At 72.7% G+C, this 17,016-nt stretch carries 12 protein-coding genes and 3 pseudogenes; 8 read left to right on the top strand and 7 right to left on the bottom strand.

Annotation, left to right across the window (positions count from 1 at the left end; translation table 11 throughout):
• Positions 1-179: 179 nt before the first annotated feature.
• Positions 180-548 (bottom strand): annotated as a pseudogene (locus ABZZ74_RS15580) (M1 family peptidase); the annotation flags it as partial.
• A gap of 187 nt (positions 549-735) precedes the next feature.
• On the opposite strand from ABZZ74_RS15580, the gene ABZZ74_RS15575 reads away from it, so the two are divergent.
• The 3 genes and pseudogenes from ABZZ74_RS15575 to ABZZ74_RS15565 all read left to right on the top strand — a co-directional run.
• A complete protein-coding gene (locus ABZZ74_RS15575) occupies positions 736-2,955 on the top strand; it encodes an NADP-dependent isocitrate dehydrogenase (protein ID WP_356765015.1) in 2,220 nt (739 codons plus the stop codon).
• A 160-nt stretch (positions 2,956-3,115) separates the two neighbouring features.
• Positions 3,116-3,415 (top strand): hypothetical protein, encoded by a 300-nt coding sequence (locus ABZZ74_RS15570; RefSeq protein WP_356765013.1) that lies wholly within the window; start codon positions 3,116-3,118, stop codon positions 3,413-3,415.
• 301 nt (positions 3,416-3,716) lie between these two features.
• Positions 3,717-4,001, top strand: a pseudogene (locus ABZZ74_RS15565) (homoserine O-acetyltransferase); the annotation flags it as partial.
• 37 nt (positions 4,002-4,038) lie between these two features.
• Here ABZZ74_RS15565 and ABZZ74_RS15560 read toward each other — a convergent pair.
• Positions 4,039-4,380 carry a DUF5713 family protein gene (locus ABZZ74_RS15560; RefSeq protein WP_356765011.1) on the bottom strand — a complete coding sequence of 114 codons (342 nt, stop codon included), beginning with the start codon at positions 4,378-4,380 and terminating at the stop codon, positions 4,039-4,041.
• A gap of 109 nt (positions 4,381-4,489) precedes the next feature.
• Between ABZZ74_RS15560 and ABZZ74_RS15555 the strand changes: the two genes are divergently transcribed.
• A complete protein-coding gene (locus ABZZ74_RS15555; RefSeq protein WP_356765009.1) occupies positions 4,490-5,293 on the top strand; it encodes an N-formylglutamate amidohydrolase in 804 nt (267 codons plus the stop codon).
• A gap of 21 nt (positions 5,294-5,314) precedes the next feature.
• Here the strand turns inward: ABZZ74_RS15555 and ABZZ74_RS15550 are convergent, their stop codons facing one another.
• From ABZZ74_RS15550 to ABZZ74_RS15540, 3 genes are read right to left on the bottom strand one after another with little or no spacing between them, the layout of a single operon-like run.
• Positions 5,315-5,845 carry a hypothetical protein gene (locus ABZZ74_RS15550; protein ID WP_356765007.1) on the bottom strand — a complete coding sequence of 177 codons (531 nt, stop codon included), beginning with the start codon at positions 5,843-5,845 and terminating at the stop codon, positions 5,315-5,317.
• Positions 5,846-5,850: 5 nt separating this feature from the next.
• Positions 5,851-6,426 carry a sigma-70 family RNA polymerase sigma factor gene (locus ABZZ74_RS15545; RefSeq protein ID WP_356765005.1) on the bottom strand — a complete coding sequence of 192 codons (576 nt, stop codon included), beginning with the start codon at positions 6,424-6,426 and terminating at the stop codon, positions 5,851-5,853.
• 59 nt (positions 6,427-6,485) lie between these two features.
• Positions 6,486-7,922 carry a S8/S53 family peptidase gene (locus ABZZ74_RS15540; RefSeq protein WP_356765003.1) on the bottom strand — a complete coding sequence of 479 codons (1,437 nt, stop codon included), beginning with the start codon at positions 7,920-7,922 and terminating at the stop codon, positions 6,486-6,488.
• 159 nt (positions 7,923-8,081) lie between these two features.
• Between ABZZ74_RS15540 and ABZZ74_RS15535 the strand changes: the two genes are divergently transcribed.
• Together ABZZ74_RS15535 and ABZZ74_RS15530 are read left to right on the top strand one after the other, a co-directional pair.
• Positions 8,082-10,646 carry a CHAT domain-containing tetratricopeptide repeat protein gene (locus ABZZ74_RS15535; protein WP_356765273.1) on the top strand — a complete coding sequence of 855 codons (2,565 nt, stop codon included), beginning with the start codon at positions 8,082-8,084 and terminating at the stop codon, positions 10,644-10,646.
• Positions 10,647-10,700: 54 nt separating this feature from the next.
• On the top strand, positions 10,701-11,762 hold the full coding sequence (locus ABZZ74_RS15530) for a hypothetical protein (protein ID WP_356765001.1): 1,062 nt from the start codon (positions 10,701-10,703) through the stop codon (positions 11,760-11,762).
• Between the two features lie 87 nt (positions 11,763-11,849).
• On the opposite strand, the gene ABZZ74_RS15525 is transcribed toward ABZZ74_RS15530, so the two are convergent.
• Positions 11,850-13,673 carry a LuxR C-terminal-related transcriptional regulator gene (locus tag ABZZ74_RS15525; protein WP_356764999.1) on the bottom strand — a complete coding sequence of 608 codons (1,824 nt, stop codon included), beginning with the start codon at positions 13,671-13,673 and terminating at the stop codon, positions 11,850-11,852.
• Between the two features lie 96 nt (positions 13,674-13,769).
• On the opposite strand from ABZZ74_RS15525, the gene ABZZ74_RS15520 reads away from it, so the two are divergent.
• Both ABZZ74_RS15520 and ABZZ74_RS15515 read left to right on the top strand, forming a co-directional pair.
• Complete coding sequence (locus tag ABZZ74_RS15520) at positions 13,770-14,855, top strand: M12 family metallopeptidase (protein ID WP_356764997.1); 1,086 nt, start codon at positions 13,770-13,772, stop codon at positions 14,853-14,855.
• 146 nt (positions 14,856-15,001) lie between these two features.
• A pseudogene (locus ABZZ74_RS15515) lies at positions 15,002-15,961 on the top strand (NADPH:quinone reductase).
• A gap of 13 nt (positions 15,962-15,974) precedes the next feature.
• On the opposite strand, the gene ABZZ74_RS15510 reads toward ABZZ74_RS15515, so the two are convergent.
• Positions 15,975-16,946 carry a cytochrome c oxidase assembly protein gene (locus ABZZ74_RS15510; RefSeq protein WP_356764995.1) on the bottom strand — a complete coding sequence of 324 codons (972 nt, stop codon included), beginning with the start codon at positions 16,944-16,946 and terminating at the stop codon, positions 15,975-15,977.
• Positions 16,947-17,016: the final 70 nt, after the last annotated feature.

Raw genomic sequence — 17,016 nt, 5'->3', positions numbered from 1 at the left:
GGGTGGCCGAGTTGTCGTGGTACCCGCCCGTCCGCCGGCGCGGCGCGAGCGAGGAGCTGACCGGCGTGACCGTCCAGTCCGGGTGACCGGGCATCCGGGGGGTCTTCGTGCCATAGAGCCAGTCCCGCAGGAAGCCGGACAGGTCCTGGCCGGAGACCTCCGACGCGACGGCGACAGCGGGCGGGGGTGATGCGCAGCTTCTCGTTCGCCTGCTCGAAGGCGGCGGGCCGGCCGGCGACGCGGACGGAGCGTATGTCCAGGCCGAGGGCGTCCAGGGAGAGCCGGGTGAGGGCCTGGGTGGTGCGGATGCGCAGGGTCGCCGTGGCGTCGACGAGCCGGGTCGTGGCGTCGTAGGCGAGGTCGAGGTGGTAGGCGGCGACGCGGTAGCCGTCGTTGCCGAGGCTCGGGAAGACGGGGTCGTCGAGGGTCTCGGGCCCCGGGGTGCCCTTGTCCTTCTCGGTGGCCTGCGCGGTTCCCCCCACGGTCAGTGCAGCGGCCGTGCCGATCAGAGCGGCCGCGGGGGCCGTCACTCGGGTGCGATATCTCATGGTCAGCTTTCGCTCGGGCGGCCGGTCGGTCGGTCCCGGCCGTCGACGATCAGACGCGATCAGGTGCACGATCCACATCCATGACCCGGGATGCGACGCATTGGTTGCACGGACCCCTGTCGAGCCGGCCTCGGTCACGAGATATCTTGATGTCGAGCAATGTTGCAGACGTGGAGCGGAGCACCCGGTGACTGACTCGACCATCATCTATACGCACACTGACGAGGCCCCGGCCCTGGCGACGTATTCCTTCCTGCCGGTGGTCCAGGCGTACGCCTCGCAGGCGGGTGTCTCCGTGGAGACGCGGGACATCTCGCTGGCCGGGCGGATCATCGCCGTGTTCCCGGAGTACCTGGCCGAGGACCAGCGCATCCCCGACGCCCTGCACGAGCTGGGCGAGCTGGCCAAGACGCCCGCGGCCAACATCATCAAGCTGCCGAACATCTCGGCGTCCATCCCGCAGCTGAAGGCCGCCGTCGCCGAGCTGCAGGCCCAGGGCTACGCGCTGCCGAACTACCCGGACGACCCGAAGACCGACGAGGAGCGGGAGATCCAGGCCCGCTACGACAAGGTCAAGGGCTCCGCCGTGAACCCGGTCCTGCGCGAGGGCAACTCCGACCGCCGCGCCCCCGCCTCGGTCAAGAACTACGCCAAGACCCACCCGCACCGCATGGGCGCCTGGTCGGCCGACTCCAAGACCAACGTGGCGACCATGGGCGAGAACGACTTCCGCTCCACCGAGAAGTCCGTCGTGATCTCCGAGGCCGGTGCGCTCAGGATCGAGCTGGCCGCCGAGGACGGCACCACCACCGTGCTGCGCGAGTCGGTACCGGTCCTCGAGGGCGAGGTCGTCGACGCCTCCGTGCTGCACGTGGCCGCGCTGCGCGAGTTCCTCACCGCGCAGATCGCCCGCGCCAAGGCCGAGGATGTGCTGTTCTCGGTGCACCTGAAGGCCACCATGATGAAGGTCTCCGACCCGATCATCTTCGGTCACGTGGTGCGTACCTTCTTCCCGAAGACCTTCGAGCAGTACGGCGCCGCGCTCGCCGCCGCCGGTCTGTCCCCGAACGACGGTCTGGGCGGCATCCTCAAGGGCCTGGACGCCCTGCCCGAGGGCGACGCGATCAAGGCGTCCTTCGAGGCGGAGCTCGCCGAGGGCCCGGCGCTGGCCATGGTCGACTCCGACAAGGGCATCACCAACCTGCACGTCCCCTCCGACGTCATCGTCGACGCCTCCATGCCGGCCATGATCCGCACCTCCGGCCACATGTGGGGCCCGGACGGCCAGGAGGCCGACACCGTCGCGGTCCTGCCGGACTCCTCCTACGCAGGCGTCTACCAGGCCGTGATCGACGACTGCCGGGCCAACGGCGCCTACGACCCGTCCACCATGGGCTCGGTCCCCAACGTGGGCCTGATGGCGCAGAAGGCCGAGGAGTACGGCTCCCACGACAAGACCTTCGAGATCAAGGCCGCCGGCACGGTCCGCCTGGTCGACCAGAACGGCAACGTCCTGATCGAGCAGCCGGTCGCCGCGGGCGACATCTTCCGCGCCTGCCAGACCAAGGACGCCCCGATCAAGGACTGGGTGAAGCTCGCCGTCACCCGCGCCCGCGCCACCGGTGACCCGGCCGTCTTCTGGCTGGACGAGACCCGCGCGCACGACGCCAACCTGATCGCCAAGGTCAACGCCTACCTGCAGGAGCACGACACCGAGGGCCTGGACATCCGCATCCTTGCCCCCGTCGAGGCCACCAAGCTGTCGGTGGAGCGCATCCGCCGCGGCGAGAACACCATCTCCGTCACCGGCAACGTCCTGCGTGACTACCTCACCGACCTCTTCCCCATCCTGGAGCTGGGCACCAGCGCCAAGATGCTGTCGGTCGTCCCGCTGATGGCGGGCGGCGGCCTGTTCGAGACGGGCGCCGGCGGCTCCGCGCCCAAGCATGTCCAGCAGCTGGTCAAGGAGAACTACCTGCGCTGGGACTCCCTCGGTGAGTTCTTCGCGCTGGTGCCCTCCTTGGAGCAGTACGCCACGGCCACCGGCAACGCCCGCGCCAAGGTCCTGGCCGACACCCTCGACCGCGCCACGGCGACCTTCCTCAACGAGGACAAGTCCCCGACCCGGCGCGTCGGCGGTATCGACAACCGCGGCAGCCACTTCTACCTGTCCCTGTACTGGGCGCAGGAGCTGGCGCAGCAGACCGACGACGCCGAGCTCGCCAAGGCCTTCCAGCCGCTCGCCGAGACGCTCGCCGCGGGCGAGCAGAAGATCGTCGAGGAGCTGAACGCCGTCCAGGGCAACCCGGCGGACATCGGCGGCTACTACCAGCCCGACCCGGCGAAGGCCGCCGCGGTCATGCGCCCGTCGGCCACCTGGAACGAGGCCCTGGCCTCCCTGAGCTGACCCGAGGGGCCCGACAGGCCCACCGGCGGCTTCCCTGCCCCGGCCGGCGCACCGCCCGGCCGGGGCAGCGCCATGTCACCAACGGCCCAGCGCGACGCGCGGACGGCGTCCCGTGCCGGTGTACTCGACAGGGGGAAACCGAACCCAAGGAGGCATCGCCATGGCTGTTGTGTTGTCCATGCGCTGGGCGGGAGTCACACCCGAGCAGTACGACGCCGTACGGGACACCGTGCGCTGGGAGGAAGAGGTACCGGAGGGCGCCGTGCTGCACGCGGCCTGGTTCGACGGGGGCGCGCTGTACGTCACCGACGTGTGGAACGCCCAGTCGGACTTCGAGCGGTTCTTCGCCGAGCGGCTGGCCGCCGCCGTCAAGGAGGCCGGGATCACCGGCGAGCCCGAGACCCGGTTCTCCCCCCTTCACCGCCGTTTCGTCGCCCCCGGCGTGAGCGGCGCCGCCTGACCGCCCACCGGACGCCCGGACCCGTCTCTCCCCGCCACTCGGCCATCTCCGCGCGATCGCGCGGAGATGGCCGAGTTCCGTCGTTCGTGAAGTCTGTATGTCAGGCGGAACGCGCCGCTGTTCCGCCGTGACCTCGTGTGGTTCTCTCGTCGCGTGACGGTGCTCGTGACCCGACGCCACGTGGACTACGTGCGTGTCACCACCACTTCTTGTCGTGCCGTGAGCTGACGCTCCCCTCCAGCCGATCGCCCTCCCTCCCCGCTGTGCCGACGCGTGTCCGCACGCGCACTCCGGCGCGCCCTTCGACGCGGGCAGCTATGTCGTGCTGTCGGAGGCCATGAACGCCCACGACGTGGGCCGCGGCCGCAGTGGCCTGCGGGCCGCGCTCGGCCGGGTCACCGCCCCCACCCTGGTCGCCGGCGTCGACTCCGACCGCCTCTACCCGCTCGCCCAGCAGGCGGAGCTGGCCGCGCTGATCCCGTCCGCGGACCGGCTGCGGATCATCGAGTCGCCGTACGGGCACGACGGGTTCCTGATCGAGACGGCACAGGTCGCCGCGCTGGTCCGCACCCTGCTGACCGGTTGAGTTCGAGCCCGGGCCGGCTGGTGAGTGGCCACCCGCTTCACCACTCGCGCGTCGCGATCAGCTCCTCCACGTCCGCGTCGTCGAAGCCGTAGGCCTGGGCGATGAACCAGAAGTCGCCGCCTATCTCCTCCCGGGCCACCGTCTCGATCTCGCTGCCCGCCGCCTCGAACTCGGCCTCCAGCGCGTTGAACTCCTCGGTGGCCGCCTGCGTCAGGGCGTAGAGCGCGGCCAGGTCGGCGGGCCGCTCGGCCTCGATGCGTTCGCACAGGGCGACCAGCACCGCCCGGCCCTTGTCGAGGACGTGGTCCGGGAAGTACTCGTCCTCGTACAAAACCTCCAGGAACTGACGGGACGCGGCCTTCTCGTTGCTGATGGGCATGGGTGCTCCCCCGAGTTCGTGCTCGTCGATGTGGCACCTTTGATGCTGCCACGCCCCACTGACAACGCCTTCTGACACCGCCCACCGACAACGCCCGCCGGAGCAGCCCGTGCCCGATCCCGCCGCCCCGTTCGACCTCCTGCCCGGTGCCGCCGACTCCCCCGTGATCCTCCATGTGCCGCACTCCGCACGGGCGATACCGGCCGAGGTGCGCGCGGGCATCGTGCTGGACGACGCGGCGCTGGAGCGGGAGCTGGACCACATCACGGACGCGCATACGGCGGAACTGGCCGAGGCGGCGGCGCGGTTGGCGGGGACGGCCCCCTGGCGGTTCGTCAACCGGCTCTCGCGGCTGGTCGTCGACCCCGAACGCTTCCCGGACGAGCGGGAGGAGATGCTGGCCGTCGGGATGGGCGCGGTCTACACGCGCACCACGCACCGGGAGGCACTGCGGCCCGCCGACACCGACCCCGAGCCGCTCGTCGAGCGTTACTTCAGGCCGTACGCGCGGGCCATGACGGACGCCGTGGGCGACCGTCTGGCGAGCACCGGACGGGCCGTCGTCGTCGACGTGCACTCCTACCCCAGCACGGCGCTGCCGTACGAACTGCACGGCGCGGGACCGCGACCGCCGGTCTGTCTCGGCACCGACCCCTTCCACACGCCGCCCGGGCTTCTGGCGGCCGCGCGGGAGGCGTTCGCGCCGTGCGGGGAGACCGGGCTGGACAGCCCCTTCAGCGGGACGTACGTACCGCTGGAGTTCTACGGCACGGATGCCCGGGTCGGCGCGCTGATGGTGGAGATCCGGCGGGACACGTACATGACCGAGCCGGGCGGACCGGCGGGCCCCGGCCTCGACCGGCTGGCCTCCGCGCTGGCCACCCTGGTCGAGACCCTGCCCGTCACGTGGTGAGGGCAGGGTCCGGGGCGTGCTTCAGGCCGTGAGCCAGTCCGTGACGAGGACTCCCTCGTCGGTGCGCAGACGCAGGGCGAACGGGCCGGCCGGGGACTCCTCGTACACGAAGCGGCCCATGGCGTCGGTCGTCAGGGGCGCCGCGGCCCGCAGGCCCCTGAGCACCTCGACCCGGGCGGTCTGCGGCGGCAGCACCTGCCCCATCAGGCCCTGGGCGCTCAGCTCCACGTCGACGGTCAGCCCGCCCGCGTGGAAGGTCAGCATGCGCGGCACGTCGACGGCTCCCCGCACCGGGATGGCGTCGACCACGGAGTCGAACGTCAGCTCGGCGATCTTGGCGTCGAGGTCGTGCAGGACGAAGGCCTCCACGGCGATCTGCCGCAGTTCGGCCGGGAGCGGGTCGAGGATCGCCGCGCCCCGGCGCAACTCCTCCTCCAGGAGATCGAGCCCCAGGTCCTCTCCGTCGAACGATTCCTCGTCGAACGACCCGTCGTCGAGCGGTTCCTCGCCGTCGAAGGTTTCCTCGCCGTTCAGGTCACCCATGTCACCCATGTCCCTCACACCGCCCCCCGTGCTTCGAGTCGCGCCCGCAGGCGCCGCAGACAGCGCTGGCGCAGCGGACCGATGCTGCCCACGGCGATCCCGAGGGCCGCGGACACCTCCTGGTAGCTGGGCGGCGGCGTGGCCATCAGGACACGCAGCAACTGCCTGCACCGCTCGCCCAGTTCCTCGAACTCCTGCCACAGGTGCCGGATGCGCTCGGTCTGGGCGTCGGCCTCCTCCAGATCGAGTAACGACTGCTCGGGCGTACGGTCCTCGCTGACCCGGTCGAGCAGCTGGGGATCGTCCGTCGGAGTGAGCCGCCGCATGTTCTTGAGCACCTTCAGGCACTCGTGCCGCGCGGTGCTCGCCAGCCAGGAACCGGCCTTGTCGGGTTCGCGGATGCGCCCCAGATGCTGGGCGAAGCGGAACCACGCGGTCTGGTACACCTCGTGCGCGTCGGCGTCCGAGAGCCGGTGCGAGCGCACGACGGACCACACCAGTGGGCTCAGCCCCTCGACGAGCGCCTTCCAGGCCGCCGCGTCGCCGTCGACGGCGGACCTGACCTGCGCGCCGACATCTCCTCGTTCCACGGCCCCACTCCTCGTGTACGGCCTGTCATCGTACGCCGTGGAGGGGGAGGTTCCGCACCTCATGCGGGAGCGGCGAGCAGCGTGACCGGCGACGGGCGCCAACCCGCCGGGAGCAGCGCCGGAGCGTGTGCCCCGCGCACTTCCGCGTAGCTGGTGTTCCCGGCCAGCAGCTGGGTGCGGGCCACGCGCGGGTCGCTCTCCTTGTTGGCGGTCATGTAGGCGGCGACGAGCCCGGCGGCCACCGGGGTGGCGAAGGAGGTTCCGCTCCAGTGCGCGTAGCCCTCGAACATCACCTGGTCGGCCTTGCCGGGGGTGAGCGCGCCGGTCTCGCTGAGCACTCCGGTGTGGCGCGGGTACTGGCAGGTGCAGGCGTAGGTGAAGCCGTAACGGCAGGCGTCGTAGGTGGTGTGCTGGTAGACGTACGGCACGGGCGCGTCGAAGCCGGTCAGGGTGCTGGTGAGGCGCTCCCCGGGGGCGTACGCGTTCACCCACGCGCCGTGGTTGGTGAAGCACGCGCCGAACTCGCCGTCGCTGCGCAGGGCGCCCACCGACAGCACCGAGTCCTGGTAGTCGGGCAGAGAGGCGTAGGCGGCGGGCCAGAAGGGGGTGGCGCTGGAGTTGTTGCCGGCCGCCGCGACCAGCAGGGTGCGCTGCCCGCGCAGTTCCTGCATGAAGCTCTCCACGCCCAGCAGGCCGTCGGTGCGGCCGTTGGAGGTGCCGGCGGAGAGGCTGATGATGTCCGGCCAGCCGTTCGCGTCGATCGCGTCGAACAGCCGCTGGCCGAACTCGGACTCCAGGACCGCACCGGCGTCGTTCAGGGTGCTGCGGACGGTGATGTCGGTGTTGGGCGCGACGGCCGCGACCAGGCCGGCGATGAAGGTGCCGTGGCCGACGTACTGCAGCAGGTTGCCCGCGCTGTCGGTCTCGGTGCCGTGCAGGTCGCCCTGGACGTGGGCGAGCAGCGGGACCAGCCCGTAGTCGTGGGTGAGGCCGTTGTCGACGACCAGGACGGCCACGGCGCTGTCGGGGTCGTGGGGCAGCTCGGTGGGGACCGGGTTGGTGCCCTGGGTGAGGGGGGAGGGCACGGGCTCGTCACCCGGGCAGGAGTTGACCGCGATGGACACCACGTGGTTGCGGCTGACCAGCCGGCGTCCGGAGCGGCCCTCGTGCTCGCGCATCGAGCGCAGGGCGTGCGCCACGGCCCGGTCGCCCCGCCGGTCGCCGTGGCCGGGATCGCCGACCTGGATGCGGGTCACGCCCGAGCGGTTGGTCTCCGGGCCCGCCCGGCGCACCTGGTCGCCGCTCAGACCGGTGGCCGCCGTGAAATGGTCGCGCACGGTGTCCTCGACGAGCCGCGCCTCCTCGCCGTCCCGGGCGAGGACCACGCCCTTCTCGTAGATGAACTCCGCCGCGTCGTCCGGCCCCAGCGCGAGGGGGACGTCGGGCATGGAACGCTGGATCTGGTCGAACTGTTCATGGAATCGCTGTGGTGCCATGGCGTGTCCTCCCCCTTGAGGCGACTGTCGTCAGTTCAGAGTCGCCGGGCCGTTCATTGATACAGCTGATACAGCGCCAAAACGGTGTCGGGTGCAACCAGGGCCACTACCATCCGTGGGGTGACAGCGGGAAGCGACTCGGTTCTCGAACTGCTGCCGATGGTGTTCGCCGCCCCGAACGAGGCCCTGGCGCGGGCCCGGGGCGTGCTGGAGGACGACCCGTCGCCGTGGCACGCCTCCGTGGCGCACCAGGCGATCGGGATCTGGCAGCGGGACTGGGGCGACCTCAGGCTTGCCCTGCACCATCTGCGCCGCGCCCGTGATCTCGCCGTGCGCGCGGAGTCCCCGGACCGGGAGGCCGACGTCCTGGCCGCGCTCGGCGTCGCGCTGATCCACGCGGGCCGCACCCGGCAGGGCCTGGAGGCGCTGGAGCGGGGTGTCGCCGTGAGCAGCGGGCACACCCGCGCGCGGGTGCTCTTCCGCCGGGCCTACGCCTCCTGGGTGCTGGGCCGGCACCGCGAGGCACTGGAGGACGTACGGCGGGCGATTCCCGTGCTGCGGCAGGTCGACGACGTCATCTGGACGGCGCGGGCGCTGACCCTCCGGGCCACCGTGCATCTGGCGCTGGGCGCCGTGGACCGGGCGGACGCCGACTTCGCGGCGGCCGAGGAGCTGTGGGACACCACCGGCCAGGACCACGACAAGGCGGACGTCGTGGAGAGCCGGGGTCTCGCCGCTTTCCGGCAGGGTGACGTGCCGGTCGCGCTGCGGCTGCTCGACGAGGCCGAGGAGCGGTACGCCAAGCTCGGCACGCCGTCGTTCATGCTCTCCATCCGGCGCTGCGAGGTGCTGATGGCGGCCGGACTCGCCCCGGAGGCACTCGCCGTGGCCGACGCGGCGATCGGGGTGATCGACGGCATCGGCGGGCAGTCCACCCGCAAGGCGGAGCTGCTGCTGGTCGCGGCCCGGGCGGCCCGCCTCGCGGGTGACGCGAACACCGCGATCGCCCGCGCCGCGCTGGCTGTACGGTCGTTCGCCGGGCAGCGGCGGCCCTGGTGGGAGACGCATGCCCGGCTGGTGCTGATCGAGGCACGGCTGTCCGCCGGGCGCGCTTCGGGACGCCTGGTCGCGGACGCGGCGGCGGTCGCCGAACGGCTCGCCTCCTTCGGCGCGCCGGCCGCTCCCGAGGCCTCCCTGCTGGCGGGCCGTATCGCCCTGTCGTTGGACTGGACGCAGGACGCGGAACGGCATCTGGCCGTCGCCGCGCGCAGCCGGCACAGCGGACCGCCGCTGGCCCGGATGACCGGGTGGGCGGCGCAGGCACTGCGGGCCCGGGTCGCCGGTTCCCGGCGGGGCGTCCTGGAGGCGTGCCGGCGCGGACTCGACGTGCTCGACGACCACCGGATGACGCTGGGCGCCTCGGAGCTGCGGGCCCGCGCCACCGCGCAGGGCGCGGAACTGGCCGCGCTGGCCCAGCGGGTCAGCCTGGACTCCGGCGAGCCGCGCCGGCTGCTGATGTGGAGCGAGCGCTGGCGGGCCACCGCCCTGTCCACCCCGCCGGCCCGGCCGCCGGCCGATCCGGAGCTGCTCGGCCAGCTGACCGCCTTCCGGGAGATCGCCGCGCGCGCGGAGGAGGCCCGCGGCGGCGGCCGTCCCGTTCCGGCCCTGGAGCGCGAACAGCGGCGCCTGGAACGCGAGATCCGCTCGCGCACCCTGCACATGCGCGGCGACAGGCCCGGCGCCGAGGACCGCTTCGACCCCGGCCGGCTGCTGGACCGGCTGGGCGGGACACGGCTGGTGGAGCTCGCCGTACTGGACGGCCGGGTGCAGGTGCTGCTGTGCGGGGACGGGCGGGTACGGCGCTTCGAAGCGGGGCTGCTCGCGGACGCCGAGGCCGAGGCGGAGCACGTGCAGGCGGGGCTGCGGCGGCTGGCCCACCCCGGCGCGGAGGCGCGGCTGCCGCTGGTGGAGGCCATGGGACGGCGCCTTGAGGAGCTGCTGCTCGGCCCTGCCGCGGCGCATCTTGGCTCCGGGCCCGTCGTGGTCGTACCACCGGGCCGGCTGCACCGTGTGCCCTGGGCTCTGCTGCCGGCGCTGCGGGAACGGGTGCTCAGTGTGTCGCCTTCGGCGAGCGGCTGGCTGCGGGCGCGGGAGACCGCGCCGCCGCCCCGGGACCGCCATGTGCTGGTGCGGGGGCCGGGGCTGGCGACCGGTGGCGCGGAGGTGCCCGAACTCGCCGACCGGTACGGCAGGCCGACGCTGCTGGAGCACGAGGACGCGCGCGTGCCGCGGGTGTTGGAGGAGCTGGACGGGGCCGCGCTCGCGCACATCGCCGCGCACGGCACCTTCCGCGCCGACAGTCCGCTGTTCTCCTCGCTGCGGATGGCCGACGGGCCGCTGATCGTCCATGACTTCGAGCGGCTGGACCGCAGCCCGTACCGGATCATCCTGTCCAGCTGCGACACCGCCCGGCTCGCCGCGGTGGGCGCCGACGAGCTGCTCGGTCTGGTCACCGCGCTGCTGCCGCTGGGCACGGCCGGGGTGGTGGCGAGCAGCGCACCGGTCAACGACCACGCGGTGGTGCCGCTGATGCTGGCGCTGCACAAGGGCCTCGCCGACGGGCTGTCCCTGGCGGAGGCGCTGCGGGACGCGCGGGCCGCGCTGCCGGACGACGCCCTGCACCAGGCGACGGGGTGGGCGTTCACGGCGTTCGGGGCGGCATGAGGATGGCGGGGGGTTCCCCTGCCGTGGGCGCGGTGGCTCAGGCACCATGATCGTGTGACATACGCGGTGACTGTGGACGTGCACCTCGCTCGGGGTGCCCAGGAACTCGACGCCCTGCAGCGCGAGGGTGCGATCTTCCTGCTGCGCAAGGGCCTCGACTCGATCGAGGCCATCGAGGGTCCAGACGGGATGCAGGTAGACCTGACGGACGACTTCATCGCCGTCCATCCCGAAGGAGCCCTGCTGAAGCTCTTCGTCGACGCGCCGGCGCTGGAGTTCGCGGAGGACGCGGCGCGGGAGGTCGTCGCGGAACTGCTGGAGCGCAGTGAGTTGCTGGCCGACTGGGAGATCACGCGGTGCGAGGTGGATCTCCACCCCGATCTGCTCCAGGAGAGCCTCGACGCGGCCGACGGCCCGGACGCGCCGCCGGCCGACCCCGCCGAACGCGCGCGCCGGCATGCGGAGTTCGAACCCGCCGTCTCGCCGTCCCGTCTGGACGAGGCCGAGATCGAGGAGATGCGCACCCGACTGCGCTCGCTCGCCCCGAGCCTGCGGGCCTTCCCACTGTCGGCCTTCGGTTATGGAGACGAGAAAGGGACCGTCGGTCGCGAGGCGGCCGAGGTCGCGGCCGGTGCCCTCGTCCACGCGGTCGACCTCCTCGTCGACCAGTTGTTCACGGACCTGGCGGGGCTGGAGGAGGAGGGCCCGACCGTCGCCGAGAGCGACGCGCCGTTCATGATCCTCGACGACCTGCCGTCGCAGTTCGCCCTCCAGTACACGGTTCTGTTCGCGCGCCGTCTGATCGTCACGGCGATCACCATGACCGGACGCCTCGCCCAGCCGCACTTCGGCGAACTGAGCTGTGTCGCCGAGGAGTTGCTGATGAAGTTCCTCCTCGCCCAGGCGGAGGTGACGGCCGACCTGCACGGTCTGCTCACCGACGAGGTCAGCGTGGCCCTGGAGATCTTCACCGCCACCGTGTGCGAGGACCTCGACCACGAGTGGCTGTACGAGCCGGCCACGGACGGCCTCGGAGTGAACGACTGGTTCATCCCGTTCAACGACGACCGCCAGGTACACCCGTACGCCGCGAACGACGGCGAGGACCACGCTTAGACCACCGGCCACGGCCGGATGACTGCATGAGGTGGCGGCCTGACCCCTCCCCCGAATACCGGGGGTCAGACCGCCTGTTCAGGGGGCTCAGGCCGTCTCCGTGTCGGGGAGGTCCATGAGCCATGGGAGTGCCGAGCGGTCGTTCGCGCCGAGGCGGGCGTAGGCGCTGTAGAGGTGATTGCCGACCGTGCGGATGGAAAGGGTCAGGCGTTCGGCGATCTGACGGTTGCTCAGGCCCGTCGCCGCGAGGGTGACGATCTGCCGCTGACGGGCGGTCAGTTCGCCCAGGACCAGGCCGGACAGGGCCGGGGTGCGGGCACCCTGGCAGCGGCGGGCCAGGGCGACGGCACGCGTGCGTGACGTGCGCGCGGCGTGCGGGTCGCGGTGGGCCCGTACCGCCTGAGCCCGCGCCTCCGCGGCGAAGAGCAGGAAGCCACGCTCCTCCAGCGCCTCCGCCGCGCGGTCCAGGCCCGGTCCGTCGGCCTGCGCCAGCGCCTCCGCGTGCAGGGCGAGCACCCCGCCCGCCGGAAGGCGGTCGGCGACCTTCTCCGGGGCGCCGAGCCGGACGGCGTCGTAGAGGCCGTAGGGGTCCTCCGCCCCGTACGCCTCCAGGGCCGCCCCCTCCACGTCCCCCCTGGCCACCGCCAGCCAGGCGGCGGCCCCGTCCAAGGCCGGCTGTCCCGTCAGGGCCCGCTCGGCGGTGGCCGGGTCCCCCGACTGCGCGGCGGCCAGGGCGAGTTCGGTACGGCAGGAGGCGTCGCCCGGCGCCTCCCGCAGTCCCTCCCTCGCCCAGGCCGCCGCCTCCCGCAGCTCCCCCCGAAGCCGCGAGAACCGCGCGCGTACGGCCGCATGGCCGGCCGGCACCGGCACGCCCTCCTGGGCGAGCCACTCCCCCACGGGTGCCGGCAGCGCGCGCACATCGGTCTCTTCGATATCCCGGGTCAACGCCGCCCGCTCCGCGGCGAGCGCCGGCGCGCACTGCTCCGGCGTGCGGGCCAGGCGCCTTGCCCGCAGACTGCCGGCCGCGGCCCGCAGCACCGGGCCGTGCAGAGGGCGGGCGAGGCGCACGGCGCCGTCGTCGAGGCGGATGAGGTGGTCGACCTCGAGGGCTTCGAGGTCCCCGAGGTGGAAGTCGTCCATGGGGAGCGGCAGCGGCTCCGAGAAGGCCAGCCGGGCGAGAGCCTCGCTCCGGGGGTGGTCCAGCACCCGCGTGCCGCGCTCGCGGACGGTCGCCGTCAGCGGGAGCGGACCGCGCCAGGTCCACTCGTCGGTCTCCGGGCAGCGGGCGAGAAGGCCGCGTTCGCGCAGGGCGTCGACCAGGTCGCGGAGCAGGCGCAGATCGCCCTGGGACAGGTGCAGCAGGCGGTTGAGGGTCAGCGGCTCCAGGGGGCCGCCGAGGCCGGCCGCGAGGAGGTGCTCGGTGTCCTCGCGGGGCAGCGGTTCCAGGGCGAGGCGGGGCAGCAGCTCGCCGGTCCACAGACGGGAGACGGCGCCGGGGCACGGGACGTCGTCCGCGGCGACGACGATCAGACGGGTACGGCCGTGCACGGCGAGCTGGTGGACGAGGGCGGCCGAGGCGTCGTCCAGGAGATGGGCGTCGTCGATGAGCAGCAGCCGTACGCCGGACAGGAGTTGGACCGCCCGGTGCAGGGAGACCGTCTCGGGCAGCAGGTGGGCGAACGCGGCGAAGGGGATGTGCCGGGTCTCGGGCGTGCCGGCCGCGCGGGCCCGGTCGCTGCCCCGGACCGCCTCGGTGACCAGGCGAGTCTTGCCGCGGCCCGCCGGGCCGGTGACCACGATGCCGAGGTGGCCGGCGGTGAGGGCGCGGCGGATCAGCTCCAGCTCGTCCTCGCGGCCGGTGAACCGCCAGGGCAGTTCGAGGGTCTTCGCGTCGCGTTCGAAGGTCGTCACGGGAGTATGAGTGCGAGTACTCAGCCCTGATACAGGGTGACTTGAGTAGACCCCGACTCAGGCGCCCGTGACCCTGCTCACGGCAGTCTGTTCGGCATGACCGGACGCTACTGCAGCCTCGCGCCGCAGTCGGCCCCCGCCTTCACCGCGGGGCTGACCGCCGAGCGGCTCAGTGCGCTGGTCTCGGGACACCGGATGTGGGTCAACGGCACGGTCCTGCACTACTGCTTCTTCGACGGCGAAAGCGACGCGTCGGTCATTCCCGTACCGGGGACCGGGTCGGTGCGCCGGGTGTCGTGGGTCGGCACCTCTCAGCAGCGGGACGTGGTGCGCGCGTGCTTCCAGGAGTGGCGGGACCTCGGCATCGGCATCACCTTCGTCGAGGTCGGCGACCGCTCGGAGGCCGAACTGCGGATCGGCTTCCAGCTCGGTGACGGTTCCTGGTCGGCGGTGGGCCGGGACGCACTGCGGGCCGGGCAGCACGAGCGCACCATGAACTTCGGCTGGGACCTGACCGCGCCCGGGGAGCGCGGGACGGCGCTGCACGAGATCGGGCACGCGCTGGGGATGCTGCACGAGCACCAGAGCCCGTTCGCCGGTATCCATTTCGACGACGAGGCCGTGTACGCGGATCTCGCCGGCCCGCCGAACTTCTGGGGCCGGGACAGGACGTACTTCAACATCCTGCGCAAGCTGGACCCGGACGAGGCCAACGGCTCCATCTGGGACCCGCAGTCGATCATGGAGTATCCGTTCCCGGACGGGCTGATCCTGGAGCCGGAGCAGTTCCGCGGCGGTCTGCACCCGCCGGGCACGCTGTCTTCGGCCGACAAGGAGTTCGCCCTGCGCTGGTACCCGCCGGCAGGTGCGCCGCTGCCGCCGGCCCTGGAGCCCTTCCGGTCCGTGCCGCTCGGTCTGGGGCCTGGCGAGCAGGCCGACTTCTCGATCGATCCGCAGGAGACCCGCGAGTACACCGTGGGCGCCTTCGGCGCGAGCGACACCGTCCTGGTGGTCTTCGAGGAACGGGACGGCGAACCGCGCTATCTCGTCGGCCGGGACGACGGCGGAGAACCGCACAACGCCACGATCAGGGCCCGCCTCGTCAAGGGCCGCCGCTACTACGTCCGGGTACGTCTGTACTCCGCGTGGGGTCCGGGGGAAACAGCGGTCATGTGCTGGTAACAGCACACGACCCGCACCACGCGGTCGGCTGGACCACAGTCCGGCGCCGGGGGAGGGTTCGGGGACGGTCGCCTTCGGGGGAGGGAGACCGTCCCCGACCCGTGTCGTCCGACCGGGAGGGATGAGCGGCGCCGTACGGTGGCGGCATGCGTGCCGCGTACATCGAACAGCTCGGCTCCCCCCGACGTCATCCGTTTCGGCGTGCTGCCCGCGCCGGTGCCCGGTCCCGGGGAGGTGCTGGTCGACGTCCGGGCCACGGCCGTGGACCCGGTGGACGGCTTCGTACGCTCCGGGCGTTTCCGTACGCCGCTTCAGTTCCCCTTCGTCATCGGGCGGGACCTGGTGGGCACGGTGGCGTCCGCCGCGGAGGGTTTCGCCGCGGGTGAGGCGGTGTGATGCAACAGCCTGGGGCACGACGGGCGTCAGGGCGCGGCGGCCGAGCAGGCGGCGGTGCCGGGCGACCGTCTTTACCGTCTCTCCCGGCCGGCGTGCCGGCCGAGGAGGCGGTGGCCGTTCCGCATCCCGGGGCGACCGCGTATCTCGCCCTGTTCACGCACGGCGGTCTGCGCGCCGGTGGGACGGTCCTGGTGGGCGGCGCGGCCGGCAACGTGGGCAGCGCGCTGGTGACGCTGGCCGCCCGGGTGATCGCCACGGCGTCACCGCGCGACCATGAGCATGTACAGGCGCTGGGCGCGGCCGAGGTGGTCGACTACCGGGATCCGGGCGACCGTCTCGCCGCCCTCGCCCCGCGCGGGGTGGAGCTGCACATCGACACCTCCGGCCGGCACGACCTGCGCACCGCGGTCGCGCTGCCGGCCCACCGGGGCCGGATCGTGCTGCTGGCCGGCACCGCGGCCGAACCGGTGCTGCCGGTGGGCCCGCTGTACATGAAGGACGGCTCACTGCGGGGTTTCGTCATCTCGCACGCCACGGTGGCCGAACTGGCCGAGGCGGCGGAGTGCGTGAACGACCACCTCGCCGCGGGGCTGCTGCGTCTCCGTGCCGTGGAGGTGCTGCCGCTGAGCTCGGCGGCGGAGGCTCATCGGCGCATGGAGCGCGGCGAGTTGCACGGACGGCGCCTGGTGCTGGACCCGGCGGCCGGCTGAGACCCGACCCGGGTCAGGGCCGCTGCTGCCGGATGCGCTGGGCGACCGCGCTGTTCTCGGTCTCCCACCAGGGCCGTACGAGATCCGGCGAGGGCTCGGCCGACTCCGCGGGCGCCGCCGGGACCAGCTCCGTGGCCAGGCGGCGGTCCAGCGCGACCGTCTCGGCGCGCTCCGTGCGGGCCCACTGGACCAGGATCGCGAGCAGGAAGGGCAGCGCCACCAGTTCGGCGATGCTGATCATCGCGCCGCCGCCGAGCTGCTGGTCGTGCCGCACGTCGGGCGACCAGGCAGGGGCGTGGTGCAGGTACCAGGCGCCGGCGATCAGTGTGCCGTGGGTCATCACCACGATGCCGGGTACCGCGTCGATGATCCCGTCGAGGAAGACCAGCGCCGCCCGCACGGGGTGGGTGCACCACGCGGGCAGGGTCTCCTCGCGGGTGAGCACCGGCACCACGAACAGGCTGCCGGCGAGCAGCAGATGGAGGTACATCAGCTGGTGCAGCCAGCCGTCGCGCAGGGCGGTCTCGAAGTACGGCGTGAAGTACACCGTCAGTTCGGTGGCCAGGACGAGAGCGGTGCTGACCAGCGGGAAGGTGAGCAGGCGGACCACCCGCCCGCTCATCGCGCGCCGCAGGCGCCCGGCGGCCGGTTCGGGCAGGGCACTGACGGCCAGGCGCAGCGGGTCGCCGAGGGCCAGGCCGAGCGGCGCGATCAGGTCCAGGAGGATGTTCTGCACGGCCGCCGGCCAGAACAGCACGTGATCGTAGACGGCGAGGGCCGACATCGTGGCCACGACGAGGGTGCCGAGACCGAGCAGCACGAACGCGGCGAGTCGCGCCGGCGGCCAGTGCTCGCCCCGCCGCCGCAACCGCAGCACGCCCCAGCCGTACAGACCGCCGAGCAGGGCCACGACCAGCAGGGCGGGCACGTCCGGTTGCCAGGAGGACAGCAGCCGTCCCACGGTGAGCTCCGGTGGGCTCGACATCGCGCACTCCCTCCACGGCATCCGACCAGACCCGGCCAGGGACTCTACGCCGTGCGCGGACGGCCGAGCG

Source organism: Streptomyces sp. NPDC006476, assembly GCF_040612015.1.
Classification (GTDB): domain Bacteria; phylum Actinomycetota; class Actinomycetes; order Streptomycetales; family Streptomycetaceae; genus Streptomyces; species Streptomyces griseorubiginosus_B.
The sequence above is the reverse complement of the archived record's forward strand: the minus strand, read 5'-3'. Positions and strand labels throughout refer to the sequence as shown.